The sequence below is a fragment of the Aeromonas sp. 600724 genome, from assembly GCF_049175135.1.
Lineage (GTDB): Bacteria > Pseudomonadota > Gammaproteobacteria > Enterobacterales > Aeromonadaceae > Aeromonas > Aeromonas veronii_A.
On the sequence record NZ_JAAKUM010000031.1, the window covers coordinates 1 to 25865 of the forward strand.

At 59.0% G+C, this 25865-nt stretch carries 23 protein-coding genes; 14 read left to right on the forward strand and 9 right to left on the reverse strand.

Annotated elements, in window-relative coordinates:
• The first annotated feature begins 211 nt into the window (after positions 1–211).
• Complete coding sequence (locus G5168_RS20445) at positions 212–517, forward strand: type 1 fimbrial protein (protein WP_421231782.1); 306 nt, start codon at positions 212–214, stop codon at positions 515–517.
• A gap of 78 nt (positions 518–595) precedes the next feature.
• On the opposite strand, the gene G5168_RS20450 is transcribed toward G5168_RS20445, so the two are convergent.
• The 8 genes from G5168_RS20450 to G5168_RS20485 all read right to left on the reverse strand — a co-directional run bounded on the left by G5168_RS20450 (position 596) and on the right by G5168_RS20485 (position 9752).
• The gene (locus tag G5168_RS20450) at positions 596–1522 is read right to left on the reverse strand and encodes a L,D-transpeptidase family protein (RefSeq protein WP_421173211.1); all 927 of its coding nucleotides are present in this window, start codon (positions 1520–1522) and stop codon (positions 596–598) included.
• A gap of 510 nt (positions 1523–2032) precedes the next feature.
• Positions 2033–3277, reverse strand: coding sequence for a tetratricopeptide repeat protein (locus G5168_RS20455; RefSeq protein WP_421252651.1), 1245 nt, complete (start codon positions 3275–3277; stop codon positions 2033–2035).
• 11 nt (positions 3278–3288) lie between these two features.
• A complete protein-coding gene (locus tag G5168_RS20460; protein ID WP_005343441.1) occupies positions 3289–3924 on the reverse strand; it encodes an energy transducer TonB in 636 nt (211 codons plus the stop codon).
• A 16-nt stretch (positions 3925–3940) separates the two neighbouring features.
• Entirely contained in the window at positions 3941–4348 is a 408-nt protein-coding gene (locus G5168_RS20465) for an ExbD/TolR family protein (protein WP_005338933.1), read from the reverse strand.
• 67 nt (positions 4349–4415) lie between these two features.
• The gene (locus tag G5168_RS20470) at positions 4416–4943 is read right to left on the reverse strand and encodes a MotA/TolQ/ExbB proton channel family protein (protein ID WP_005338936.1); all 528 of its coding nucleotides are present in this window, start codon (positions 4941–4943) and stop codon (positions 4416–4418) included.
• A gap of 10 nt (positions 4944–4953) precedes the next feature.
• A complete protein-coding gene (locus tag G5168_RS20475) occupies positions 4954–6327 on the reverse strand; it encodes a MotA/TolQ/ExbB proton channel family protein (RefSeq protein WP_107682561.1) in 1374 nt (457 codons plus the stop codon).
• Positions 6324–7088 (reverse strand): DUF3450 domain-containing protein, encoded by a 765-nt coding sequence (locus G5168_RS20480; protein WP_005343435.1) that lies wholly within the window; start codon positions 7086–7088, stop codon positions 6324–6326. The genes G5168_RS20475 and G5168_RS20480 overlap by 4 nt, the downstream gene beginning before the upstream one ends.
• 108 nt (positions 7089–7196) lie before the next feature.
• A complete protein-coding gene (locus tag G5168_RS20485; protein WP_216951982.1) occupies positions 7197–9752 on the reverse strand; it encodes a TonB-dependent receptor in 2556 nt (851 codons plus the stop codon).
• A gap of 740 nt (positions 9753–10492) precedes the next feature.
• On the opposite strand from G5168_RS20485, the gene G5168_RS20490 reads away from it, so the two are divergent.
• The 5 genes from G5168_RS20490 (at position 10493) to G5168_RS20510 (ending at position 16755) form a co-directional block, all read left to right on the forward strand.
• On the forward strand, positions 10493–11518 hold the full coding sequence (locus G5168_RS20490; protein ID WP_031227629.1) for an ABC transporter permease subunit: 1026 nt from the start codon (positions 10493–10495) through the stop codon (positions 11516–11518).
• A 106-nt stretch (positions 11519–11624) separates the two neighbouring features.
• On the forward strand, positions 11625–12668 hold the full coding sequence (locus G5168_RS20495) for an ABC transporter permease (RefSeq protein ID WP_013724081.1): 1044 nt from the start codon (positions 11625–11627) through the stop codon (positions 12666–12668).
• 151 nt (positions 12669–12819) lie between these two features.
• Positions 12820–14637, forward strand: coding sequence for an extracellular solute-binding protein (locus G5168_RS20500; RefSeq protein ID WP_421252652.1), 1818 nt, complete (start codon positions 12820–12822; stop codon positions 14635–14637).
• Positions 14638–14668: 31 nt separating this feature from the next.
• The gene (locus G5168_RS20505; RefSeq protein ID WP_421252653.1) at positions 14669–15727 is read left to right on the forward strand and encodes an ABC transporter ATP-binding protein; all 1059 of its coding nucleotides are present in this window, start codon (positions 14669–14671) and stop codon (positions 15725–15727) included.
• Positions 15724–16755: an ABC transporter ATP-binding protein gene (locus tag G5168_RS20510; RefSeq protein ID WP_421236367.1), complete on the forward strand. Its 1032-nt coding sequence runs from the start codon at positions 15724–15726 to the stop codon at positions 16753–16755. The genes G5168_RS20505 and G5168_RS20510 overlap by 4 nt, the downstream gene beginning before the upstream one ends.
• 101 nt (positions 16756–16856) lie before the next feature.
• Here the strand turns inward: G5168_RS20510 and G5168_RS20515 are convergent, their stop codons facing one another.
• Positions 16857–17468 carry a YitT family protein gene (locus G5168_RS20515; protein WP_069556328.1) on the reverse strand — a complete coding sequence of 204 codons (612 nt, stop codon included), beginning with the start codon at positions 17466–17468 and terminating at the stop codon, positions 16857–16859.
• 309 nt (positions 17469–17777) lie between these two features.
• Between G5168_RS20515 and G5168_RS20520 the strand changes: the two genes are divergently transcribed.
• The 8 genes from G5168_RS20520 to G5168_RS20555 all read left to right on the forward strand — a co-directional run bounded on the left by G5168_RS20520 (position 17778) and on the right by G5168_RS20555 (position 25771).
• Positions 17778–18791: an NAD-dependent epimerase gene (locus G5168_RS20520; protein WP_421252654.1), complete on the forward strand. Its 1014-nt coding sequence runs from the start codon at positions 17778–17780 to the stop codon at positions 18789–18791.
• 110 nt (positions 18792–18901) lie between these two features.
• A complete protein-coding gene (locus G5168_RS20525) occupies positions 18902–19507 on the forward strand; it encodes a DUF2076 domain-containing protein (protein WP_236296052.1) in 606 nt (201 codons plus the stop codon).
• A gap of 203 nt (positions 19508–19710) precedes the next feature.
• The gene (locus G5168_RS20530) at positions 19711–19899 is read left to right on the forward strand and encodes a hypothetical protein (protein WP_042054915.1); all 189 of its coding nucleotides are present in this window, start codon (positions 19711–19713) and stop codon (positions 19897–19899) included.
• A 155-nt stretch (positions 19900–20054) separates the two neighbouring features.
• Entirely contained in the window at positions 20055–20912 is an 858-nt protein-coding gene (locus tag G5168_RS20535; protein WP_421252655.1) for a lytic transglycosylase domain-containing protein, read from the forward strand.
• A 107-nt stretch (positions 20913–21019) separates the two neighbouring features.
• Positions 21020–21850 (forward strand): 5'-methylthioadenosine nucleosidase, encoded by an 831-nt coding sequence (locus G5168_RS20540; protein WP_421252656.1) that lies wholly within the window; start codon positions 21020–21022, stop codon positions 21848–21850.
• A gap of 189 nt (positions 21851–22039) precedes the next feature.
• Positions 22040–23707 carry an energy-dependent translational throttle protein EttA gene (gene ettA, locus G5168_RS20545; protein WP_139471946.1) on the forward strand — a complete coding sequence of 556 codons (1668 nt, stop codon included), beginning with the start codon at positions 22040–22042 and terminating at the stop codon, positions 23705–23707.
• 126 nt (positions 23708–23833) lie between these two features.
• Positions 23834–24163 carry a hypothetical protein gene (locus G5168_RS20550; RefSeq protein WP_227341326.1) on the forward strand — a complete coding sequence of 110 codons (330 nt, stop codon included), beginning with the start codon at positions 23834–23836 and terminating at the stop codon, positions 24161–24163.
• Between the two features lie 264 nt (positions 24164–24427).
• Entirely contained in the window at positions 24428–25771 is a 1344-nt protein-coding gene (locus G5168_RS20555; protein WP_005343409.1) for an NCS2 family permease, read from the forward strand.
• Positions 25772–25865: the final 94 nt, after the last annotated feature.

The window sequence follows — 25865 nt, forward strand, 5'->3', positions numbered from 1 at the left end:
CCCCGATGCGGTACATAGGGGGTTCTGAGTAGAGAAATGCTAGTTGAAAATGTGTAAACCTATTTCAGGACTAGACACTGCTTTCTGAATTTGCCCCTCCCGAGCAGGGATCAAATAACGCTCATCCCCCACCTAATACTGTCGATACTGATAATGCGAGGCAATGAACAAGCGGGTTCCTGCCCGCGAGCAAGACAATCAGGAGGTCTGCATGAAAACAAGCGCAGTAGTGTTCACTCTCGCCACGCTGGGCATATCGATGGCACAGACGACCCAGGCAAGTAATACAGGACGCATCGAATTCAGCGGCGCCATCGTGGAGGATGCCTGCCGTGTCAACCAACTAGAGAAGCAGATGCAGGTCACCTGCCTCTCAGGCTCCGCACAAACAACCGAAACAGTTAATTTGCAAAAACTGGCAAGAGAGGCATCCCTGAATCTCTCCCACAGCCAGGTCTCCTACCAGTGGGTCGATGATCGCCACACTATGGCAATCGTCACCGTCAGTCACAAATAACGCCCACTGCCGCTGGCAGAAACAACAACGGCGACCATAGGGTCGCCGTTGTCATTACCGGGTCTCGAGTTCAAGTCATCAGGCTTGAGGATTGAGACGGGTCGGCATGCCGGTACGCTGTTCCAGCACCTGCTTGACCACGTTGGAGTCAGACTCGGCGTGAGCGATGAAGCGGGTGATGGCCGGTGTCATCGGGAGCGGCACGGAGGCGGTGGAGTTGAACTCCTCCTCGGTCCGTGACAGCGGCTCGTGCACTTCCATGTAGCGACCGCCATCCGGCTCGACCGTGGTCTTGACCGGCTGGTTGACGAACTGGACGCGGGTACCGACCGGCACGTTGTCGAACAGATACTTGATGTCGTCGGCACGCAGACGTACGCAGCCGCTGCTCACCCGCAGACCGATGCCGAAGGTGGCATTGGTTCCGTGGATGGCATAGAGGTTGCCGATGTAGAGGGCGTGCAGGCCCATGGGGTTGTCCGGGCCGGCTGGCCAGACCGCAGGCAGTGTGATTCCCTTCGCGGCGTAGCGACGACGAATGTTTTCGGTCGGGGTCCAGGTCGGGTTGGCGCGCTTGCGCTCTACCTTGGTGATCCAGTTCTCCGGGGTGTTTACCCCCAGCTGACCGATGCCGATGGGCAATACCTGTACCACGTTCTTCCCTTTCGGATAGTAGTAGAGGCGCATCTCGGCGACGTTGATGACGATCCCTTCGCGGGGCGCGTTGGGCAGGATCAACTGGTGAGGGATGATCAGGGTGCTGCCCGCTTTGGGCAGATAGGGATCAACGCCCGGGTTGGCCTCCATGATATTGGTCAAACCCAACTGAAACTCGGAGGCTATCTGCTCCAGCGGACGATTGTCCGCAGGCACCACATATTCCAGATTCTCACCGATCAGACGGCTGTTGGCCGCAGGCAGACGGTACTCGACGGCGGCAGCCTGCTGGCTGATCAGCGCAAGTGTGCATAAAAGGGCCGAAGCGGCAGTGCGAAGGGGGCTCATAAAATTCCTGTGTGGTTTCCTGTACCAAATGGGCCGGAGGCCATCTTATCTTCGGTCTGCCGGTGGCGGGTCAACCTGCACCACGGCGCCAAATAACCGAGCGCGCATTCTTTCCCGAGTCGGCCAAAATTTCAACTTCCATATGTTGCTTTTCTTGTTAAAAGTGGCCGTTTTCGGTGTGATGCTTATCAACAGAGCAAAAGCCCCCTTGGCAAGTCGCCATTGAAAGAGAGATGTACAGCATAGCCCCCTCTCTGCGGACCAACCCCGCCCCCTTAGACCACAGCGCTGTGCCACCTGGTGTCACGGTTGCAGCCCTGGCTGAAACGTTTGTCACCTCGGAGGAGATAGGCCAATGTTGACTGTGGCACTTTCATTGGAGCGAAAAGGTGGAAAATAGCGCTTCGACTACAGCAGGGACTGGCTGCCACCATAAAAAAACCGCTCCGAAGAGCGGTTAATGGAGCCACCAGGCAACCATAAAAGGGACTTCAAGCGTTGTCATTGGAATTACTGGACGGCCGCCTCCCCCGCCGCACCACTCTGCTCTTTGAGGAAGCTGATCCAGGGGGATGCCCGACCGCTGACGTTGCCATTCTGAGCCGCCTGGGTGAAGGCGTTGAGGGCCTCCTTCGGCTTTTGTTGCTCAAAATAGGCGACCCCGGTCAGGAACTTGAGATCCGCCCGCTGTTCACCATTTGCATTGGCTGCCGGTTTGGCGGCCAGCGCCACCAGATCCTGATAGCGTTTGCTCTGGATCATCATGCGCGCCATTTTCAGCTGCAATTCGGCGCTCGGGGCCAGCTGGTAGGACTTGGCCAGGGTGTCGATGGCCGGATCCAGCTCCTTGGCCTGATGCCAGTAGTTGGCCAGGGTCTTGTAGTTGCCAGCGCTCTGCTCAATCACCCCGTCCTTCATCCCCTTCTCCATCACCCGTGCGGCGCGATGGGGAATGCCGGTGAAGGCGAGGTAGTTGGCGAGACGCTGCAGCTCGGCAGCCTCGGTCAACATGCCGAGGTTGTAGGCCGACTCCAGCGCCGCCAGCGCCTTGCCATCGTTGCCTGCCTGCATATGCATGGCCGACAGCTGGGTCCAGTACTTCTTCTTCTCCGGGAACATATTGACCAGAGAGGTCAGCACCTCGGTCGCCGGTTTGTACTGTTTCAGCTCGTAGTGAGCGCCCATCTTCAGCAGATACCAGGACTCCGGCGCTTTACCTGCCGACAGCTTGATCGCCTGATCCACCGCCGGGATCGCGTCACGGTACTGCTTGAGCTGCACGTGGGCGTTGGCCAGCGTGATATAGGCATGGGAGTTGGGCTTGTCATCCTTGCCCTGGTTGGCAAACCACTCCTTCATGGTCTCGATCGAGCCCTGATAATTACCCTCAGCCATATAGAGCTGGGCCAGGTTGTAGCGCACCTGCTGGGCCACCGGTGGCGGCAGGCCGCCTGTCGCGATGGCATCGGCAAAGTACTTGGTCGCCTGACCGTATTTCTCCTGCTGGGCGGCTACGAAACCGAGAGTCTGCAATATGACCCCCTTGTCGTAGACCCGATCACCCACGCTGGAGAGTGCCTCCTGCAATCTGGCATTCGCCAGACCGTATTGCTTGTCAGTGATCAGCTCCTGCGCCTTGTTGACCGCCCGATAGGCCCGATCCGACAGGGCCGGCTGCTCGGCGGCCCAACTGGCGGTGCTGAGCAGCACCGCCATGGCGACCGGGGCGAGGATCATCTTGTGTAACTTGTTCATCGCCACCTTCCTTAGTTGACCGCAAACTCGATCTCTTGCTGCATACGGCTCGCCTGCGGCTTGCCATCCACCATGGCCGGTTTGAACGTCCACTTGGCAATGGTTTTGCGCGCCTCTTTGCCGAGGTCATAGCTGCGCGGCTCTTCCTTGACGATCCGCACGTTGCTGACGGTACCGCGCTCGGTGACGGTGAACTCCACCAGCACCTTGCCGGAGGCCAGCCCCGCCAGTGCAGCCTTGCGGGGCATCATGGGCTCGAAGGTGGCCAGCGGAATGGCGCCGTTGTTGCCACCGACGCCGCCACCACCGCCGCCGGTGCTGTAAGCACCCAGCGCGTTGCCACCACCGATGTTGACCGGGATGTCGAGCTTGGGCATGTCCATCGGCGCGCTCTCCATCTTCGGCCGATCCGTGCTGGCCACTTCCATCTCGGGAGGCGGTGGCGGACGCTTGGGCGGCGGCGGTTTGGGCAGCTCCCGCTGTTTCTCTTGCAGGGTCTCCTGGGGCTTGAGGCGGATGAAATCGGTCATGGTGACATCATCCTTCTCCACCAGCTCCCGGTGATCCGGTGTGATCAGCTTGTTCATTCCCAGAAACAGAAAGAACACCACCACACAGGAGACCGCCAACGATATCAGGTATCTCATAGGTCTCTCTCCGGCATCAGCTGCTCTTGTCTGCCGCGATGGAGATGTTCTGGACACCGGCCATGCGGATCTGATCCATGACCTGCACCACCAGACCGGAACGGGATTCGTTATCGGCCTGGATCACCACGGCGCTCTCCGGGTTTTCGGCCCGCAGCCGCTCGATGTTGGCGCGCACCGCCCCCACCTCGACCACCCGCTTGTCGACCCAGACCTGACCGTTTTCGCGTACCGCGACCATGATATTGCCCTTCTTCACCGTCTCGGCCGTGCTGGCACTGGGACGGTTGATCTCGACACCGGACTCCTTGACGAAGGAGGTGGTGACGATGAAGAAGATCAGCATGATGAACACTATGTCCAGCATGGGGGTCAAATCGATAGCCGCCTCGTCAGCACCGCTGTCGCTGTAACGTTTTCTCATAGCAGAAACTCCTTGCTTGTTCTGTGCCCCCGGCAGGCCATGCCTCGCCGGGGGTATGCATCCTGCATCAACCGTGTTTCAGGTTGTCTTCCAGCTTTTGCACCGCCAGTTTGGCCTTGTGATCGAGCTGGTTGACAAAAAACAGGCCGGAAAGGGCGGCGATCATGCCCGCCATGGTCGGTACCGTTGCCTTGGAGATCCCCGATGCCATCGCCCGCGGCGAACCGGTGCCTGTGATGGCCAGGGTGTCAAACACCTGCACCATCCCCACCACGGTCCCGAGCAACCCCATCAACGGGCAAAGAGCGATCAGCACCTTGATGACCGGCATCCCCTTGTCTACCGCCATGGCGACCCGTGAGACCAGCTCGCGGCGGATCTGCTTGGCAGACCAGGAGAGATGATCGGTACGGGCCAGCCAGGTGGCCTTGGTCTGCTTCACCTGCTTGGGGTAAACCGCCATAAAGTAGAACCAGCGCTCCAGCAACAGGGCCCACATCATCAGGGTCAGGAAGAACAGGGCGACCAGTACATCGCCCCCCAATCCCAAAAACCGGCGGACCGACTCGACTTCTTCAATCAACCAGAACCACATGGGTGACTCCTTACGCTGCGGCTTTGGAGGCGTGCAGACGTTCCTGATAACGGGCAACGAAACCGGCGCTCTGCTCTTCCAGCACCTGGATCAGACGACGGCTCTGGGTCTGCACAATGGTGTAGAGGAACAGCATGGGCACCGCGACGACCAGACCCTGCATGGTGGTCACCAGCGCCTCGGAGATACCGCCCGCCATCAGCTTGGGATCGCCGGTGCCGAACAATGTGATGGCCTGGAAGGTGGCAATCATCCCCACTACGGTACCGAGCAGCCCCAGCAGCGGCGCGACGGAAGCGATCAGCTTGATGATGCTGATGCCCTTCTCGAACTTGGGCACGTTGCGCAGGATGATCTCGTCGAGCTTGGACTCCAGATCCTCGATGTTGTCACCGCGATGGCTCTGGTAGGCCCCCAGCATGTCACCAATGGGGTTGCCCTTGATGATCTGATCAGATTTCAGCTGCTTGCGCATGGACGAGCCGATCAGCGACAGGCGGATACCGCAGAAGATGGCCAGCAGGGTACCGAGCACGCCGAGCACCATGATGACGTAACCCACTTCACCACCCTGATCGATCCGCTCCTTGAGAGTCGGTGACTGCACCAGCAGAGAGAGGATCACGCCGCGAGACGGGTCGATAAAGATGGGCTTGACCCCGTCACCGCCCTGTTCAAACTCGGCGATCGGTTCCAGCACCCCCTTGTCAGGTTGACGGGAAAGCTGCTCGAACTTGCCGGTCTCCGGCACGAAGGTGAGGTACTTGCCTTCGGAGACAGTGTTGAACTCACCGATCTGGGTGACCGTCTTCTCGGCCTGGTTGCCTTCGCCGTAGACCACAGTCGCCGGGATCTGGCTCACCTTGCCACCGTCCACCATGCGGCTGAGGGTGGTGGTCCAGAACGCTTCCAGATCGTCGCTGGAGGGGAGCTCTTTACTCTCGGCCAGACGGGTCAGCAGCGCGGTCTGTTCCGGATGCTCGACCCGACGGGCGGAGGCGTTGAAGATCCCCTTGAACTCACCGGCGAACTGACGCAGTACGCCGAACATCTCGCCCATGTTGCCGGAACGCTGGCGCAGGGTTTCGGTCAGTTCGGTCAGCTGCTTGTCGTTGGCATCAAAGGTCGCCTTGAGCTGCTCGCCCTTGGCGGTTTCGGCAGCCAGCTCGGCCTTGGCCTTGGCCAGCAGCGCCCCCTGCTCGTTCTTGTCAGCCAGGAAGCGGGCTTCCCGCTCCTTGTTGAGTTGGGATTCGCTCAGGCTGGAGGCCTTGACCTGGTTCAGCAGCGCATTGAGATCCACCGGTTTTTCGGCGGCGGTCACCGGCAGGGTGACCAGGGTTGCTCCCGCAATCAGGGAGGCAATCGCAAGTTTGATTCCTTTCATGATGCTTTCTCCGCAGTTTGAACCGGCAGCTTGATCAGCGCGGGAGGCGCCTGTTTCTTGGCGATGCGAAGGCCCTGTTCAACCGCACTGCGATACTCCTGGGGCAACTCTTCCCACTGGCGAGTCTTCTTGTTCCACATCCCGGTCTCATTGCCATCCGGGGATTGATAGAGCAGCGCGATGCGACCAACGCGCAGGAACTCGTAGGTCTTCTCGCTGCCATCCTTGTCCAGGCTCGCCTTGTAGGATTCGATGGTGCGGCTGAAGCCCTCCTCGATCTGGTAGGCCTCCAGGATCTTGCGGTACTTCTCGGAGATGGTGACATCGGCCCGGTTCATCAGGTCGGTCAGGGCTGCTACGCGGTCCTCGCGCTCGACCTTCTGGAACGGCAGATCCAGCGCCACAAACTGCTCGAGGGAGTCGATCATCTTGAGCATCAGGGGGACAACTTCGGTGCTGGTCTGATCAATCTGGGCGATCTGCTTTTGCATCGACGCCAGCTCGGCACTCTGGGACTCGACCATCTTGCTCACCTGCTCGTTGTAGGTGCGCAGACTGTCGACCTGACGCAGGGCTGCCTTGTACTGGGCCAGTGCGGATTCGGCAGATTCGGCATAGCTGTCGATCTTCTGCTGGGAAACTTTGGATGCGTTGTCGGTGGCGGCTTGAGCGTCCACGGCCTGACCGGCAGTGGCGGCACTCAGATTGAAGCTGGTCAACAAGGCGGCCGAAACCAGGCTGCCAAGGAGCGCTTTCTTCATTGTAATGGTCCTTGTCTTCATAGGATTACCCTATCTCCGTAACTTCCTTGGACGTTGGGCACAGCCGGCCCGACCGGGCCGACTGAGGTTGTATATCAACGGGGTTGATTAGAACTTCTGGGTGTAGTCGATGTAGTAGACCCGTCCGTCAATGCTGTAGAGGTATTCATCGTAGGTGTAACCATCATTTGACAGGGAAGGTCCACGGTTGAACATGTTCTTCACGCCGGTCTGGATCTTGGCATTCCAGCTGGTATCGACCGCGACGTTCAGGTTCCAGATGGTGTTGGAAGCAATATGGCCCTCTTCCTTGTCATCCACATAGTCCTGGCTCTGGGAGTCGATATAGTTGGTGCTCAGGTAGGTATCCAGATTCCACAGCTGCGGGAAGTTGGCACCGATCCCGGAGTTGAAACGGAAATCGGGTTTGCCATTCCAGCCCTTCTTGTCAACCATTGGGCCACCAGCAAACAGACCTTCCTCATATTTCAGGATGTAGCTGCTGCCAAAGTCGTATCGCAGGGTGAAGGAGTTGAAGTCGTACTTGTAGTCCGCCTTGAAGTCGATACCACTGGTCTTGAGTTGCCCCAGGTTGACCATGCCGGCATAGACCTTCTCGACATCGCCGTTGGCGTCACGAATGACGTTCGGGTTGCTGCCGGTATTGAGCTCCTGATAGAACTGGGTCTGGGTGGTAGCCAGCTGGATTACGTCATCAATCTTGATGTAGTAGTAATCGAGCGACAGGTTCAGATTGTCCAGCGGATTGTAGGCCGCCCCGATAGTGAAGGTATTGGCGGTCTCTTCCTTCAGGTTCTTGTTGGATTGGCGCGTTGTCTCGTACTGCTCTTCGGAACAGTTGGCAATACCATTGGCCTGGCAGTAGACATAGTCCTTGGCAAAGTCCGCTGACTGGGCATCCGCCGCATAGAGATCATTCAGACCCGGCGCGCGGAAAGACTGGGACCAGGAGGTACGGAACATCAGCTGGTCGAGTGGCTGATAACGCAGACTCGCTTTGGGCGAGAAGGCGCTGCCAAAGTCGCTGTACTTGTCGTAACGACCCGCCAGGTTCAGCTCGATCTGCTCGGTGATGGGGATCAGGCTCTCGATGTAGGTGGCAAACACATCGCGCACACCGCTACCGGAGTTGCCGGATGAACCCAGTACGTTACCCGCTTCGGACTGGCTGTCGTAGGTGTCGGAGTAAACCCAATCGTTATACTCGGCACCCAGATACCAGCTGACCGGGCCAGCAGGCAGTTCGCCCATCTCCCAACCCAGACCGCCATACCACTGGAAGAAATCCATCTTGGAGTTGCGGCTGGTGGTATAAGAGAGATCCTTGGTGGCATCAGCGGAGAAGCTGCCGTTGACGAAGTTTCCACTGTTTACCTGAGTCTGAACCGCCGGCTCCAATACATAGCCATTACCAATACTCTGGTTATCTGTCTTGGAGTACATGTAACCGGCGTTCCACTCCAGATCGCCAACCGCCTCGGTCGGAACCACCCCTTCAAAACCCAGGTTCAGAGTACCGGTCAAGTCGGTCACTTCGTTGTCACGGGGACCGACGTTGTTGAAGCGGTAGTAAACCGTCGCAGCCTTGGCGGTGCTGAAGTTGTTGGCAGACAGGACTGCAGCGCTTTCAGGGGTGGAGCCATCCACGGTGAAGGCACCTGCAGCAGGGGCGAAACGACCAAAACTGGTGACCCGGGAACCAATCATCTGTGGCACGAAATCCACATTGTCGTTGATATGGTAGCGGCCGTTGACATAGACGGTGTCGCGAGTACGCGAGGCGGTCTTGGCTGCGACCTGGGCAAAGTCGAAGCGGCAAGCCGTACCCTTGGTGACAAAACCGGCGCCGGTGCTTTCACAGTCGACCCCATTCAGAGTACGGGTTACGGTCTTGCCAGTTGCCGCGTCTACTCCCTTGATATTGCGACCATAGAGGCTAGGAGACTCAGCCCCCTGCTTGGCCAGATAGTCACGATCCTTGTAATAGATTTCGTCTTTGACATCATGCTCGTAGACCATCATCAGGGAACCTTTCTCACCCGAAATACCGCTGACGATGGAACCACTCTGTTCGTCACCACCTTCCTCGGTCGGTGAACCGACGCGCCCCTGGAATGACAAACCTTCAAAACCCTCTTTGAGGATCACGTTGATAACGCCACCGATGGCATCAGAACCATACAGGGCAGAGCCACCGTCCAGGTTCACTTCCACCCGCTCAACGGCCGCCATGGGGATGGTGTTGAGGTTGATGGCGGTGCCCCCCATGGAGGGAGAACCGGCGATACGCTTGCCATTGAGCAGCACCAGTGTGCGATCTTCACCAAGGCCACGCAGCCCTACGGTGGCTTGTGACTGGGCTGAGCTACCGGAGGATGGAGAGAAACCACCAAAGGAGTTGTAGGAGGCCTGTTTCAGATAATCAGCCACAGTCTGCTGGCCAGACTGTTCAATTTGGGCCTTGCTGACAGAGACAACCGGAGTCGCCCCCTCAACATCAACACGAGAGATACGGGAGCCAGTGACTTTGATTTTCTGCAGTTTTTCGACGTTCTGCCCTTCTTCGGCAGATACGGATGGGGCCGCCGCAAGGCTCGCCAAGGCGAACGCAATCGCAGCAGAGATTCTGCTCTTCCTAAGCATCGCTTATATCCTTCCTGGTTGTTTATTGTTTGCTTCCTGATACCGCCCTCTTTGGAGCGATGCGTAAGGCTTATCAATCTTTGACTGGCGACGTCAATGGAGTGGGGGGATCGGGAGGGTGAGATGTGGAATAAGCGGAGTGTATTAATTTTGACCGGCATAATTAGTGAATAATTCTGCCAAAAACATCCCGCGCAATGTGAAATCGTTGTTAAAACATGTAAAAGACGCTGAATTAAAAGTTGATGAACTTATTTGTTTACGTGCTGTCTCTTTATATCTTATTTCGATTTATTGGCAAAAATAAGAATAAAACTCTATTTTAATTATTATTGTGACTGACCACTCCGATGGGGGAGATAGATAAATTTGTCGAGATGATATCGTTTTCCCTTCTTTGACAGCAGAAATAAAAGCACTTAAAATTCAATCACATAAACAAAAACAAGATTCAAACAAACAGCTGTTTATATTTTTTAAAATAATGTTGAGCAGTAGCGTTTTGTTTTGATTTTCACTTTTCAGATAAAAAACGTCATTTTTCGGTGCTTTTGGTCTCAGCGGGTCATTTGTCCCAGTTTTCCATTTCCTTGTACTTGATTTTTGTTGCAGAGCTTTTACAGTGGCCAAGCGGATTGTCTGCTGTTTGGCAACCAATCCAGCGCGTAATGCCAGGAAGGACAGGCCCGTCACCGGATTTGACTGGCCGCAAAAAAGAACAACAAGGACGAGGTTCCACCATGCTGTCGTATTTCCTACGCCGGATGCTTTTGATCATCCCGACGTTTCTCGGTATCACCCTGCTCGTCTTCACCATCACCCGTTTCGTGCCGGGCGGACCGGTCGAACGCATGCTGCTGCAAGCCCAGGTTTCCCAGAATGAATCCGGCCGTTCCAGCGGCAGCAAGGGGGCGCAAGCCCTCTCAGATGAGCAGATCGAGGAGCTCAAGGCCTTCTATGGTCTCGACAAGCCGATGCTGGTCGCCTACTGGGAGTGGCTGCAGAAGCTGGCGGTGCTGGATCTGGGCGAATCGACCCGCTACTACGAGCCGGTGTGGGATCTCATCAAGGAGCGGCTCCCCGTTACCGCCTTCTTTGGACTGGCGACCTTTCTGCTGAGCTATGCGGTCTCCATTCCGCTGGGGGTGGCCAAGGCGCTCAGGCACAACAGCCGCTTCGACTCGTTAAGCTCCATGCTTATCTACATGGCCTATGCCCTGCCCGCCTACGTGGTGGGGATCTTCCTCATCACCGTCTTCGCCTTCCATCTGGAGTGGCTGCCAATGGGCGGTTTTCCGGGGGACGACTTTGAGTACATGGAGAGCAGCTGGGATCAGATCCGCACTGTCTTTGCCCACGCTCTGCTGCCGCTTATCGCCTACGCCATCGGCGATTTCGCCATCCTCACCATGACCATGAAAAACAGCCTGATGGAGAACCTGTCGGCCGATTATGTGCGTACTGCGGTGGCCAAGGGGTTACCGTTTCGCAAGGCGGTCACCGACCATGCCATGCGCAACAGCCTGATCCCCATCGCCAGTCACCTGGGGTCTGTGCTCACCGTTTTCTTTGGCGGCTCCTTCCTCATCGAGACCATCTTCAACATCGACGGCATCGGCCTGCTCGGTTACGAGGCGATCGTCGAACGGGATTACCCCACCGTCATGGGCATTCTGGCCATCACCTCCATGCTGATGCTGATTGGCAATATCGTCTCCGATATCTGCGTTGCCCTGGTTGATCCACGCGTGCGGTTTGGAGATTGACCATGAACCAGACCTCTATTGCCATGCCGATGCTGATATCACGCCATATCGTCTCCGATATCTGTGTTGCCCTTGTTGATCCCCGCGTGCGGTTTGGAGACTGACCATGAAGCTCAATCCGGTTACCTTGAAAAAACTCAAGCGCTTCAAATCGATCAAGCGCGGTTACTACTCCTTCATCATCTTCACCACCCTGGTGCTGCTCTCCCTGCTGGCGGAGCTGCTGGTCAACAGCCGGGCACTGATGGTGAGCTATCAGGGCCAGCTGCATTTCCCCACCTATGGCGATGTGATCCCCGGTCAGCAGTTCGGGCTCGATTACGAGTACGAAACCAACTACCGCCAGCTCAAGGCCAAATTTGCCGCAGAGGGCCAGGGCGACTGGGTGCTGCTGCCGCCGGTACCCTGGAACCCCTACGAGCAGGATTTCAAGGAGGATGCCTACCCGCCTTACGCCCCCAGCGCGGCCGAGCGCCACTTCCTCGGCACCGACACCAGCGGCCGCGACGTGCTGGCGCGACTGGTTTACGGCTTTCGCATCGCCATCGGCTTTGCCTTTATCGCGCTGGCGGCCAGTTACGCCATCGGGGTCACCATCGGCTGTCTGATGGGCTTTCTCGGCGGCCGCTTTGACCTCATTCTGCAACGCTTTATAGAGATCTGGTCCCAGGTGCCGTTTCTCTACGTCATCATGATCCTGGTGTCGCTGGCCAAGCCCAACTTCGGCCTGTTTGTCGCCATCAACGTGCTGTTCGGCTGGATGGGGATCACCTGGTATATGCGCACCCTCACCTACAAGGAGCGGGCGCGAGACTATGTGATGGCGGCGCGAGCGCAAGGGGCGACCACCGGGCGGATCATCTTCAACCACATCCTGCCCAACACCCTGATGATGATCGTTACCCTGGCGCCATTCGCCGTGGTGGGCAATATCTCCACCCTGACGGCCCTCGACTATCTGGGCTTCGGGCTGGCACCGCCGACCCCGAGCTGGGGGGAGCTGCTCTCCCAGGGCATCAACAATCTGGATGCCATCTGGATCGTCAGCTCGGTGGTGGCCGCGGTGAGTCTGGTGCTGATCATGGTCTCCTTTATCGGCGAGGCGATCCGCGAGGCGTTCGACCCGCGCAAATTTACCCGTTACCAATAAGCCAGCCAGCGCCAACACACATCGGCAGGTGCCGGATAACGAACAGTGATTAATGAAGGACGGGCCGCTGCCATCGGCGGTCCCGGGAGCAAGGGATAATCCCGTTATCAATCAAGACCCCCAGTGCAGGGGCCAGACCTGGAAGTCAAACATGAAAAATAAAATCAAATGGATAGGTGCTCTCTTTGTGCTGGTAAACGGATCCTGGGTCTGGGCGGCCAGCCTGCCCGCGGATCTCAAATGGGAGACCAACGACACGGATCCTGTGTTCGCCTCCCCCAAGGCGCTGTCGGGCGGCAGCCTCAATATGTTTGTGGAGAGCTTTCCGCTGACGTTTCGCACCGTGGGGCCAGACTCCAACGGATCGTTCCGCTCCTTTATTCTCGATAACCAGTTGCGACTCATCAGCTTCCACCCCAATACCGGCAACCCCATCCCCTCGCTGGCGACCCACTGGGCCATAGCGCCAGACAGCCAGACCGTCTACTTCAAGCTGGATCCGCGAGCCAAATGGTCGGATGGCAAGCCGGTCAATGCTGACGACTACACCTTCGGCTACGAGATGATGCGCTCCAAACACATCAAGGGGCCCTGGTTCAACAACTACTACACCACTGAAGTGGTAGCGGTAGAGAAGATCGATGACCACACCATCCTGGTCAAAGCGGGCAGCCGCAAGGCCAAGCTGGATCTGCTCAACACCACCGAGCTGTGGCCCCAGCCCAAGCACTACTACAAGCTGACCCCCAACTGGGTGAAGCAGTACAACTGGGCCGTGGTGCCCACCACAGGTCCCTACGTGATCAGCGACGTCAAGAAGGGCAAGTCGGTCACCTTCAGCAAGCAGAAGGATTGGTGGGCAAAGGATGATCGCTATAACCAGCACAGATTCAACATCGACACCATCAAGGTGCAGGTGATCCGCGACCACAACATCGCCTTCCGCCACTTCCTGAAAGGGGAGATCGATACCTTCGAGATGATCCTGCCCAACTGGTGGCATGAAAAAGCGGTCACCCCGGAGTACAAGAAGGGGTACGTGCAGAAGGTGATGGCCATGACCGACACCAAACAGGGCGGTCAGGGAGTTCACCTCAATGTGGCCAACCCCAAACTGGCAGACGTAAACGTGCGCCTCGGCATCCAGCACGCCTTCAACATCGACAAGATGATAGAGACCGTGCTGCGCGGCGACTATGACAGAGCCACCACCTTCGGCTCGGGTTTTGGCGAGTTCACCGACATGACGCTGCCGGAGCGGGCTTATGACATCGGCAAGGCGCGGGAGTACTTTGCCAAGGGCGGCTACAACAAGCCGGGGCCGGACGGCATCCTGCAAAATGAGAAGGGGGAGCGGCTGACGCTGGCACTCACCTACACCAGTCAGGAGCACTCCAAGCGCCTGACCGTGTTGAAAGAGGAGGCCAAGAAAGCGGGTCTCGATCTGGAGCTTAACCTAGTGGATGGCGCCACCGGCTTCAAGGTGATGCTGGAGAAGAAACACGAGGCGGCCTGGCTTGGCTGGGGCGGCGGCGGTCTCTATCCACAATATTGGGAGTCGTTCCACTCCGCCAATGCCAACAAACCGCAGACCAACAACCTGTTCAACGTAGCGGACAAGGAGCTGGACGCACTGATCGACGCCTACAACGTCGAATTCGACATGGCCAAACGGGCCGAGATCTCCCGCCAGATCCAGCAGCGCATCTATGATCTCGCCATCTTCGTGCCCGGGGTGCAGCTCAACTATGTGCGGGCCAGCAGCTGGCGTTATGTGATGCTGCCGGAGGTGCCTGCCACCAAGAACACGCCGGATCTGCTCTACTGGCCGATGGACGGTTATCCTCACAGTAGTGGCGGTCTGCTCTGGCTCGATCCCAAGGTGAAGGAAGAGACCCGCAACGCCAAGGAGGCAGGGGAGGCGCTGGCGCCCATCAACCTGCTCGACAAGACCTATGCACGTCATTGATATTCAGGCCATTGCGAAGGGAGCAGCCGTTATGCCCAACACTCAGGCCCCCATTCTTGACGTACCGGATAACGGGGGGGAGTTCGCCGCTGATAACGGCCAGCACCAGGCCCCAATCCTCGAAGTACGCGATCTTGAGGTGGAGTTCGCCGTCGATGACGGCAAAATCAAGGTGCTCGACGGGGTCAGCTTCAAGGTGGCCCCGGGTCAGACGCTGGGGATCGTCGGCGAGTCCGGCTGTGGCAAGAGCGTTACCTCGCTCGCCATCATGGGGCTCTTGCCCAAACCCCACGGTCAGGTGGTCGCCGGTTCTATCCGCTTTCAGGGGGAGGAGCTGCTGTCGCTTGCGCCGGATCAGATGTACAAGGTGCGCGGCAACCGCATCTCGATGATCTTTCAGGAGCCGATGACGGCCCTCAACCCGGTGCAGACGGTCGGTGAGCAGCTGATGGAGGTGTTTCGTCTCCATCGCCCCGAGTATGACAAGGCCCAGCGTAAAGCCGCGGCCATCGCCATGCTGCAGAAGGTGGGGATCCCGGAACCAGCCCAACGCTTTGCGGTCTATCCCCACAACCTCTCCGGCGGTATGCGCCAGCGGGTGATGATCGCCATGGCCCTCTCCTGCGAGCCGGCGCTGCTCATCTGCGACGAGCCGACCACGGCGCTGGATGTGACCATTCAGGCCCAGATCCTCGAACTGATGAAAGAGCTGCAGGCCCAGACCGGGATGGCCATCATCTTTATCACCCACGATCTGGGGGTGGTTGCAGAGCTGTGCGACGAAGTGGTGGTGATGTACGCCGGGCGGGCGGTGGAGCAGGCCGATGTGTTCGAACTGTTTGACCATCCCCGTCACCCCTATACCCACGGCCTGATGAGCTCGATCCCGCGCCTGGAGGATGAGCCCAAGAGCCTGCTCAAGACCATCAAGGGACAGGTGCCAGCCCTGCACGAGATGCCCGCAGGCTGCCGCTTCTCCAACCGCTGCCCCCATGCGACCGATCTCTGCATCAGCGCCATTCCGGCGGTGGAGCAACTCAATCCGCGCCACCATGTCGCCTGTCACTACTGGAAGGAGTTGACCCCATGAGCACTCTGTTATCGGTCAGGGATCTGAAACAGCACTTCCGGCTGGGAGGCGGCTTCCTGCGCAAGCAATATAAGGTTCACGCGGTGGATGGCATCAGCTTCGATCTCAAGCAGGGGGAGACGCTGGGGCTGGTGGGTGAGTCGGGCTGCGGCAAGTCCACCCTCGGGCGCAGCCTGCTCAAGCTGTTCGAGCCGACCGCAGGCACCATCACCTTCGAGGGGCGCGACATCACCGCCCTCAGCCCGAAGGAGATGCGCTCCCTGCGTCAGGAGATGCAGATGGTGTTTCAGGACCCTGCAGAATCCCTCAACAGCCGCCACACCGTGGGCCAGATTTTGGAGGAGCCCTTTATCATCCACGGTAAAGGCAACACTGAGCAGCGCCGCGGCTGGGTGCAGGAGTTGCTGGCAAAAGTGGGCCTGCCGGGCAGTGCGGTGGATCGCTACCCCCACGAGTTTTCCGGCGGTCAGCGCCAGCGGATCGGCATCGCCCGCGCCATCGCCCTCAAGCCCAAGCTGCTGGTGTGTGACGAGGCAGTCTCGGCCCTCGATGTCTCGGTGCAGTCGCAGATCGTCAACCTGCTGCTCAGCCTGCAGCGGGAGATGAACCTCTCCATCATCTTCATCGCCCACGATCTGTCGGTGGTCAAACACATCTCGGATCGCATCGCGGTGATGTATCTGGGACGGATCGTCGAGCTGGCGGATGCCCAGTCGCTCTATCTGGCGCCGCGCCACCCTTACACCCAGGCGCTGATCTCTGCCATTCCGGTACCGGACCCGCGCAGGCGCAGTCAGCGCATTCTGCTGACCGGCGATGTGCCCTCCCCCATCTCGCCGCCAAGCGGCTGCCACTTCCACCAGCGCTGCCCCCATGCGACCGAGTTGTGCAAAAGCAAGGCACCCAAGCTTGAGGCGTGTGATGAGGCCCATCATCAAGTGGCCTGCCACACCCCGCTCGCCGTCGGTGGTCACGCTATCAGCGGCAACGCCATGAGCGGCGACAGCAGGCTGGAACAGGCGAGCTAGGCGCAGCGAACAAACACCAGGGGAGAAACAGACGAGGCGGCCATCAGGCCGCCTCGTGCTATCGGGTCACTCTTGTCTTATCGGGTCACGGCTACCGCTTGTCAGGCAATCTGGTAACGGCCCGGCTTGTGGTTGAGTGTCAACACCAGATTACAGATAACCGCCGCCACGATGGAGAGCGCCAGGATCCAGGGCTGCACCACGAAAAACGAGGCGACAACAATGGCGCAATCGAGCCCCATCTGCAGCTTGCCCGCCCGGATGCCAAAGCGATCCTGAATAAAGAGCGCCAGAATGTTGAAGCCCCCCAGACTCGACTTGTGACGAAACATGATGAGCAGACCCATGCCAATCAGGGTACCGCCGATCAGCGCCGCATAGAGGGGCTCTATCTTGCCGATCTGCAATACACCGTTGAGGTGATCGGTCATGTAGGAGACCGCCGCCACCGAGACAAAGGTGTTGAAGGTAAAACGTGGCCCCATCCGCAGCCATGCCAGCGCATAGAAGGGCAGGTTGATGCCGAAAAACAGCAGGCCGAAGCTGATGCCGGTCACCTTTTGCAGCAGCAGCGCCAGCCCGGCAGTCCCGCCGGTGAGCAGGCCAACCTGATGAAACAGAAAGATGCCGAGGGAAACAAAGCTGGCCGCCGTCAGCAGGGCCAGCACATCCTCATAAATGGGATGGGCAGTGCGAATCGAGGTGTTGTCCATAACCTGTATCCAAGCGAAGTAAAGAGAGAGTGTCTGTCGCCTGCCGTTGCGGGCAGGCTGCGAGCCCTGTCCACAGGGCTTCGTTATGGGGTCCAGTCTATTTTTTGTGAAAAGGATCACAACAGGCAGGCTGAACGCCCCATTCTGGTGCCTGTCATCTGACATTGACACCCGCTGCACCAAGATGCAGCATGCCGCGCCGACAGAGGCGGTTTGCCATGGCGCAAACGCGACGGCTCTGCAACAAAGCGCGCAACCCCCTTTTCTCATCACTGTCAGGAGCCCCATGATCTGCACAGGACCCCAACCATGACCTATCTGGTCACCGGCGTCGCCGGTTTTATCGGTTTTCATGTGGCCAGCCAGCTGTGCGCCGCAGGTCATCGGGTGGTGGGGATCGACAACCTCAACGACTACTACGAGGTGAGCCTGAAAGAGGCACGGCTGGCCCAGCTGGCCAGTTTCCCCAATTTTCGCTTCGAGCGGCTTGATCTGGCGGATCGCGAGGCGATGGCGGCTCTCTTTGCCCGTCATGGTTTCGAGCGGGTGATCCATCTGGGGGCGCAGGCGGGGGTGCGTTACTCTATCGACAATCCGTTCGCCTATGCCGACAGCAACCTCACCGGCATGCTGACGGTGCTGGAGGGGTGTCGTCACCACGGGATTCAGCACCTCATCTACGCCTCCTCCAGCTCGGTCTATGGCATGGGGGATCAGATGCCCTACTCCACTGCGCAGCAGGTGGATCACCCGGTCTCCCTCTACGCCGCCACCAAGAAGAGTGGCGAGCTGATGGCCCACGCCTACTCGGCGCTCTATGGCCTGCCCACCACAGGGCTGCGCTTCTTTACCGTCTACGGCCCCTGGGGCCGCCCCGACATGGCCATCATCAAGTTCACCCGCGCCATCCTCGCGGGAGAGCCTATCGACGTCTATAACCACGGCGATCTCAGCCGCGACTTCACCTACATAGATGACATCGTCACGGGGATCCTCGCCGTGGCCGACCAGCCGCCCCGCCCCAATTCCGATTGGCACGCCAGCGAGCAGAGCGCGGCCGAGAGCGCAGCCCCCTACCGCATCCTCAATATCGGCAACGGCCAGCCGGTGCGGCTGCTCGATTTTATCGAGGCGCTGGAAGAGGCCATCGGCAAGCCCGCCATCAAGCGGATGCTGCCGATGCAGGCAGGTGACATGCACGCCACCTGGGCCGACAGCGAGCCGCTGCACACCCTCACCGGCCTGCGCCCCGCCACGCCTCTCAAGCAAGGTGTTGCCGAGTTTGTCCGCTGGTATCTCGACTACTACCGGCCCGCCCGTTGATGAGAGCGGGCTGCCCCTCGGTCATTGATGAGTTAATCAGATACCACAGATGCCCCGCGGGTTTTAGGATGGCTGAACGCACTGTCTGCGCACCATAGCGAGGATTTGAGATGCAATCACAGGAACAGGGTCTGATCGATGGACTGTTCGACCGCCTCAAGCAAGCGCAAGCCAGGGATAGCAAGCGAGACCCACAAGCGGATCAGCTGATCCGCCAGCATCTGGCCCAGCAGCCCGATGCCCCCTACTACATGGCCCAGGCGCTGCTAATTCAGCAGGCTGCCCTTACTCGCCTCAACGAGCGGGTCAAGGAGCTGGAAGCCAGCCAGAGCGCCCCAAGTGGTGGCAGTTTTCTCTCCGGCCTGTTTGGTAGCGAAAGCAGCCCTCCTCCGCGCTTTACGCCGCCACCGGCATCCGCGCCAGCCCAGTCAGCATCCCGTACCAGCTCCTTTTTGGGCGGCGCCCTGCAAACCGCCGCCGGTGTGGCCGGTGGCGTGATGCTGGCCGATATGATCGGCGGACTGTTTCACAGCAACCGGCCCGAGGAGATCATCGACATCATAGAGCCAGCGCCCATTGCCAATCCGGTCGATGCAGAACCGGTACGCTGGGACGGCTGGGATTCACCTCCCGATGATGGCAGCAGTTTTCTCGACGACGATAGCCAGAGTGGCGGCTGGACCGACAGTGACGATAACAACGGCGGTTTCTTCTGACCGTCAAACCATTACTGGCCCCGCATCTGGCGGGGCCCAACTCGATACGAACCCCATGACTATGGAAAGTGTGATGACACCACGGATCGGCAGCGGCATGACGCGATATACTCAGCGCGCTTCGTGCCACCCGGGAACAAATCCCGACCCCAGGCGCTCTGTCCGTGGCCACGCAACCCCCCCATGACGACAAGGAGCCACCCATGATCCGAACCCTGCTTTTGACCGGTGCCGCCATTGCGGCCTATGCCCTGACCCAGAGTCACTCTCTGCTTCCCCTGCTCAGCCTGCTGGCCCTGCTTTCGCTCTGGGTTGTCAGCGAAATTGGCAGCTTCTATCGCACGCTTCCTCCCGCCGTGCTGGATGAGCAGGAGTATCACCACGACTTCTAACCGGATGAAAAATGGTGTGAAACGGTCGAGATACCGTTAGTTCCATACCGTTTTGCTCTCTGAAACCAACCGGCTATAACAACAGGATCCACTGGGTTCATGGCGATAGCAGCCATGTTCCTCTATATCTTCTGTACTCAAACAGGAGATAACCCATGAGGCACATCAGCGAAAACGGACTGTTTTTGCTGCTTTTTTTGTCGTTGTTACTGGCAGGTACGCCGCGGGCGATGGCACAAGGCAGGGATTTCAGACAGGCCCCCAAGGCGCTAACGGCGATCAAGCAGGGTCAAGTGGCCCAGCAACACGGCAATCTGCAAAAAGCCATCGCCCTCTACTGTGTCGCCGCCAGCACCGGCAATCCCGAAGGTTATTTCCGGATCGGCCGCCTGCTCGCCACCGGCCCAGCCTCGGTGCGCAGCGCCAGGCTGGCCAACAGTTATCTCGCCATGGCTATGCGCCTGGGTAACCAACAGGCCGCCCGTTACTACAACGCCCGCATCGGCAATGCCCCTATGGGGGAGCGGTGTGGCATCGGGATCCGTGGCGGTCAGGGGGGCTATCTGGCGCAGCTCCCCTCCACCCCCTTCAATGTCGACTCCTGGGTTGCGCACCAGCCCCCCGCCAAGCAAAAACTGGTCACCATGCTGCGCCACGCCGCCAAACACCATCAGGTGGATGCCCGGCTGGTGCTGGCGATTGCCATCGCCGAATCCAACCTCAACAGCCGCGCCGTTTCACCCAAGAATGCCCAAGGGCTGATGCAGCTGATCCCCGAAACTCAGCAACGGTTCGGGGTGACCCGTCCATTCGATCCGGCCCAGAACATCAAGGGCGGCGTCACCTATCTCAAGTGGCTGGATCGCCGCTTCGATGGCGACTGGGTGCTGATCTCGGCGGCCTACAATGCCGGGGAAAAAGCGGTGGAACGCTATGGCGGGATCCCACCCTATGACGAAACACAGGAGTATGTAAAACGGGTGCTCTACTTCGCTGGCCACAAGCAGCCCTGAGGCCATTCATCAGCATGTCCGTTACTGACAAAACACGCACCAACATTGCGCAACCGTTTTCCTTTCGGTAGGATCCGGCGCTTTCTCGCCAGCCCTACAGGTATCCCATGAATATCATCAAACGCTGTTCGCGCCTGCTCACCCTCTTTGCCCTCCTCTCCTCCAGCGTGATGGCGGCCACCCCGGCCCCCATCCTGATCCAGGGGGCGATGGACGTCGAAGTCGAAACTCTCGTTGCCGCACTGAAAGACAAGACGGAGCTGACTGTGGGGGCCTGGACATACTGGCAGGGTACTATCTCGGACTATCCGGTGGTCATCTCCCGCACCGAGGTGGGTCTGGCCAATGCCGCTGCCGCCACCACGTTGGCGATTGAGCGTTTCAAGCCGCGTCTCATCATCAATCAGGGTACGGCAGGAGGCCATGATCCGGCACTGCACCGGGACGATATCGTTATCGGCACCAAGAGCTTCAACATGGGAGCCTATCGCAGTGACCTGATGCCCGCCGAGCAAGGCGTCGATCCGAGCAAATGGCACAACTTCGAGGTCACCATGCGTCTGCGCGATAACGGCAAGCTGGTGGAGCACAGCTCGTTCGCTGGCGATCCCGAGCTGATTGGCCGCGCCCTCGGTATGGCCGATCGCTATCGCCACGGCCGAGTAGTAGGCGGCATCATTGGCACCGCCGATGAGTGGAACCGACAGGTAGCGCGCATCAACTGGCTGCATCAGACCTACCAGACCGCCGCGGAAGAGATGGAAACCTCCTCCGCCGCCCTAGTGGCTGAGGCCTACAAGGTACCCTTTGTCGGCATCCGGGTACTCTCCAATACCGATCTCCACGGTGAAGAGTTTGACCCGCAGACTGCCATCCACTGCCAGCAATTTGTCATTGATTACGCAAACGCGCTGATCAACAGTTTCCACAAGGCATAAGGCCCTATAAGAGGCCGTCATGACAGGCGGCCTATCTTCCCCCCCCCCCATCTTTGCCCCCCCTTGCCCATTGGTTTACAATCGGAACGTTTTTTGGAACCGGGTTGACCTGTGTCGACCAGGCCCCACCACGACATCAGTCTGTTAATGCCAAGACATTAACCTGCTGAAAAGGAAGAGAATTAGCCAATGGCTCAATTTATTTACACCATGAACCGGGTCGGCAAGGTAGTGCCGCCCAAGCGTCATATTCTCAAGAACATCTCCTTGAGCTTCTTCCCAGGCGCCAAGATCGGCGTGCTGGGTCTGAACGGCGCCGGTAAATCGACCCTGCTGCGTATCATGGCAGGCATCGACACCGAGATCGAAGGGGAAGCCCGTCCGCAGCCCGGCATCAAGATCGGCTACCTGCCGCAGGAGCCGAAGCTGGATCCGGAGCAGACCGTACGCGAGGCGGTCGAAGAGGCCGTTGGCGAAGTGAAGCGCGCCATGGCCCGTCTGGACGAGGTCTATGCGGCCTACGCCGACCCGGATGCCGACTTTGACAAGCTGGCCCGCGAACAGGGCGAGCTGGAAGCCATCATCCAGGCTCAGGGCGGCCACAACATGGAAAACCAGCTGGAGCGGGCGGCCGATGCCCTGCGCCTGCCGGCATGGGATGCCAAGATCAAGCACCTTTCCGGTGGTGAGCGCCGCCGTGTGGCACTGTGCCGTCTGCTGCTGGAAAAGCCGGACATGCTGCTGCTGGACGAACCGACCAACCACCTGGATGCGGAATCCGTGGCCTGGCTGGAGCGCTTCCTGCACGACTACGAAGGCACTGTAGTGGCGATCACCCACGACCGTTACTTCCTCGACAACGTAGCGGGCTGGATCCTGGAGCTGGACCGCGGCGAAGGTATCCCGTGGGAAGGCAACTACTCCTCCTGGCTGGAGCAGAAGGACGCCCGTCTGGCGCAGGAAGCAAGTTCTGAAGCTGCCCGTCGCAAGTCCATCGAGAAAGAGCTGGAGTGGGTTCGTCAAAACCCGAAAGGGCGTCAGGCCAAGTCAAAGGCCCGTATGGCTCGCTTCGAAGAGCTCAACACCAACGACTACCAGAAGCGCAACGAGACCAACGAGCTGTTCATTCCGCCCGGACCGCGCCTCGGCGACAAGGTGGTGGAAGTGGCCAACCTGCGCAAATCTTACGGTGATCGGGTGCTGATCGACGATCTGTCATTTGCCATTCCGAAGGGTGCCATCGTCGGCATCATCGGCCCGAACGGTGCCGGTAAGTCGACCCTGTTCCGCATGATGTCGGGTCAGGAGCAGCCGGATTCCGGTACCATCACCCTGGGTGAAACCGTGGTACTGGCCTCTGTCGATCAGTTCCGCGACAGCATGGATGACAAGAAGACGGTATTCGAAGAGGTCGCTGACGGTCAGGATATCCTGCGCATCGGCAACTACGAGTTCCCGAGCCGCGCCTATATTGGCCGCTTCAACTTCAAGGGTTCCGACCAGCAGAAGCGGGTTGGCGAACTCTCCGGTGGTGAGCGCGGTCGTCTGCATCTGGCCAAGCTGCTGCAGACCGGCGGCAACGTGCTGCTGCTGGATGAACCGACCAACGATCTGGATATCGAAACCCTGCGCGCCCTCGAGAACGCCCTGCTGGAGTTCCCGGGTTGCGCCATGGTCATCTCCCACGACCGCTGGTTCCTCGACCGCATCGCCACCCACATCCTGGACTATCAGGACGAGGGCAAGATCGAGTTCTTCGAAGGCAACTTCACCGAATACGAAGAGTGGAAGAAGAAGACCTACGGCGCCGAGGCGATCCAGCCGCACCGCGCGAAGTACAAGCGCATCGCCAAGTAAGCTGTCAGTCGGTACAAGCCGTACCATTGCAGCTGCGACCAACGTCACAAGGGGAGCTCCGGCTCCCCTTTCTGTTGTCTTTTGGCTTACAATCCTAGACGGATGCCTTTGCATGGATGTAGCACGATGACGACCCCCATAGAGAAAAAACTCACCATCCAGATCCGGGTTGAACCGGGTTGTCTCGGGCCGGATGGCAAGACACATATAGAGACCTTCTGTGCCGCTGCTGCCAAGATTTTTGCCGCCGTGGAGCCCGAGCTGGTGAGCTGGGTGCTGATCCCCCGCTATGACAAGCAGCTGCCGGAGCAAGAGTTCTTTATCGAGGGGCGCAAGCTGACCGAAGAGCAGGCAAGCCTGTTTCTGCGCCGCCTCGGCCGCGAACTGGGTGAGGTTCAAGACCGGCTCGATTCTGTGCTGGCCCAGCTGGTCGAGCGCTACTTCAAGACCCTTTAAGTCCCCACTTTTCGATAAAAGGTTCTCTGCTGAGAACCTTTTTTCATGCTCAAAAAGCAAACGTTTGAATTTTTGCTCTATTCATTGATCCGCTTCGCAGATCCGGGGTTTGTAAACGGCGCCGCCTGTGTAAAAATGTGCGCGCTGTCACGGTATCAGGACGAGTCTGGTTACTTAACCGCCAGAAACAGGGCAATTTACCCCGCATGGATGGGATAGCCCGTTCCCCTGCTGCTTATTTCACGTCACCTATTGGAATCCAACATGAATCAACAACACCAAGCTGCCAATCAGGCCGCCGGGCAAGGATTGCTTGAGCGCCTGTTTGCCCTGCAAGGCCATGGCACTACCGCCCGCACCGAAGTGATCGCAGGTATCACCACCTTCCTGACCATGGTCTACATCGTGTTCGTCAACCCGCAGATCCTCTCTGCTGCGGGCATGGACACCCAGGCCGTGTTCGTCACCACCTGCCTCATCGCCGGTATCGGCAGCATCCTGATGGGCCTGTTGGCCAACCTGCCGATCGCGCTGGCCCCCGCCATGGGCCTCAACGCCTTCTTCGCCTTCGTGGTGGTCGCCGGCATGGGTTACTCCTGGCAAGTGGGCATGGGCACCATCTTCTGGGGTGCCATGGGTCTGTTGATCCTCACCCTGCTGCGGGTGCGCTACTGGCTGATCGGCAACATTCCGCTCACCCTGCGGGTTGGCATCACCGCCGGTATCGGTCTGCTGATTGCCCTGCTCGGCCTGCACAACGCCGGGATCGTTGTGGCCAGCCCCGCGACCATGGTGACCGTGGGCAACCTCACTTCCCTGCCCTGCCTGCTGGGTCTGCTCGGTTTCTTCCTGATCTGCATCTTCTCCGCCCGCGGCGTTCATTCCGCCGTGCTGATCGCCATCGTGGTCACCACGGGTCTGGGCTGGCTGTTTGGCGATGTCACCTTCAAGGGCTTCGTCTCCATGCCCCCCAGCATCGAGCCAGTGTTCGGCCAGCTGGATCTGATGGGTTCGCTCGACATCAGCCTGGCCGGCATCATCTTCTCCTTTATGCTGGTCAACCTGTTTGACTCTTCCGGCACCCTGATCGGCGTCACCAACCGCGCCAAGCTGGCCGATGACAAGGGCCACTTCCCGCGCATGAAACAGGCGCTGATGGTGGATAGCGTGAGCTCCGTCGGCGGCGCCTTCATGGGCACCTCCTCGGTCACCGCCTTTATCGAGAGCAGCTCCGGCGTCGCCGTCGGCGGCCGTACCGGTCTGACCGCCATCGTGGTCGGCCTGCTGTTCCTGCTGGCTATCTTCTTCTCCCCGGTCGCCGCCATGGTGCCGGCCTATGCTGCCGCTGGCGCCCTTATCTATGTGGGCGTGCTGATGTGCTCCGAGCTGACCCGGGTGAAGTGGGAAGATTTGACCGAAGCGGTACCGGCCTTTATGACCGCCGTCATGATGCCGTTCAGCTTCTCCATCACCGAGGGGATCGCCGTCGGCTTTATCTCCTACTGCGTGATGAAGGCGGGTACCGGCCGCTGGCGCGAGATCAACCCCTGCGTGCTGGTGGTGGCCCTGCTGTTCGTGCTCAAGTTCGTCTGGGTCGATAGCCACTGATAATGACCAGCGCAATCCGATGGGCTCCCGACAGGGAGCCCATTTTTATTTGCCGGATCATGCTTCTCGCCCCTGCGCTGTGACGCGGGGGCCT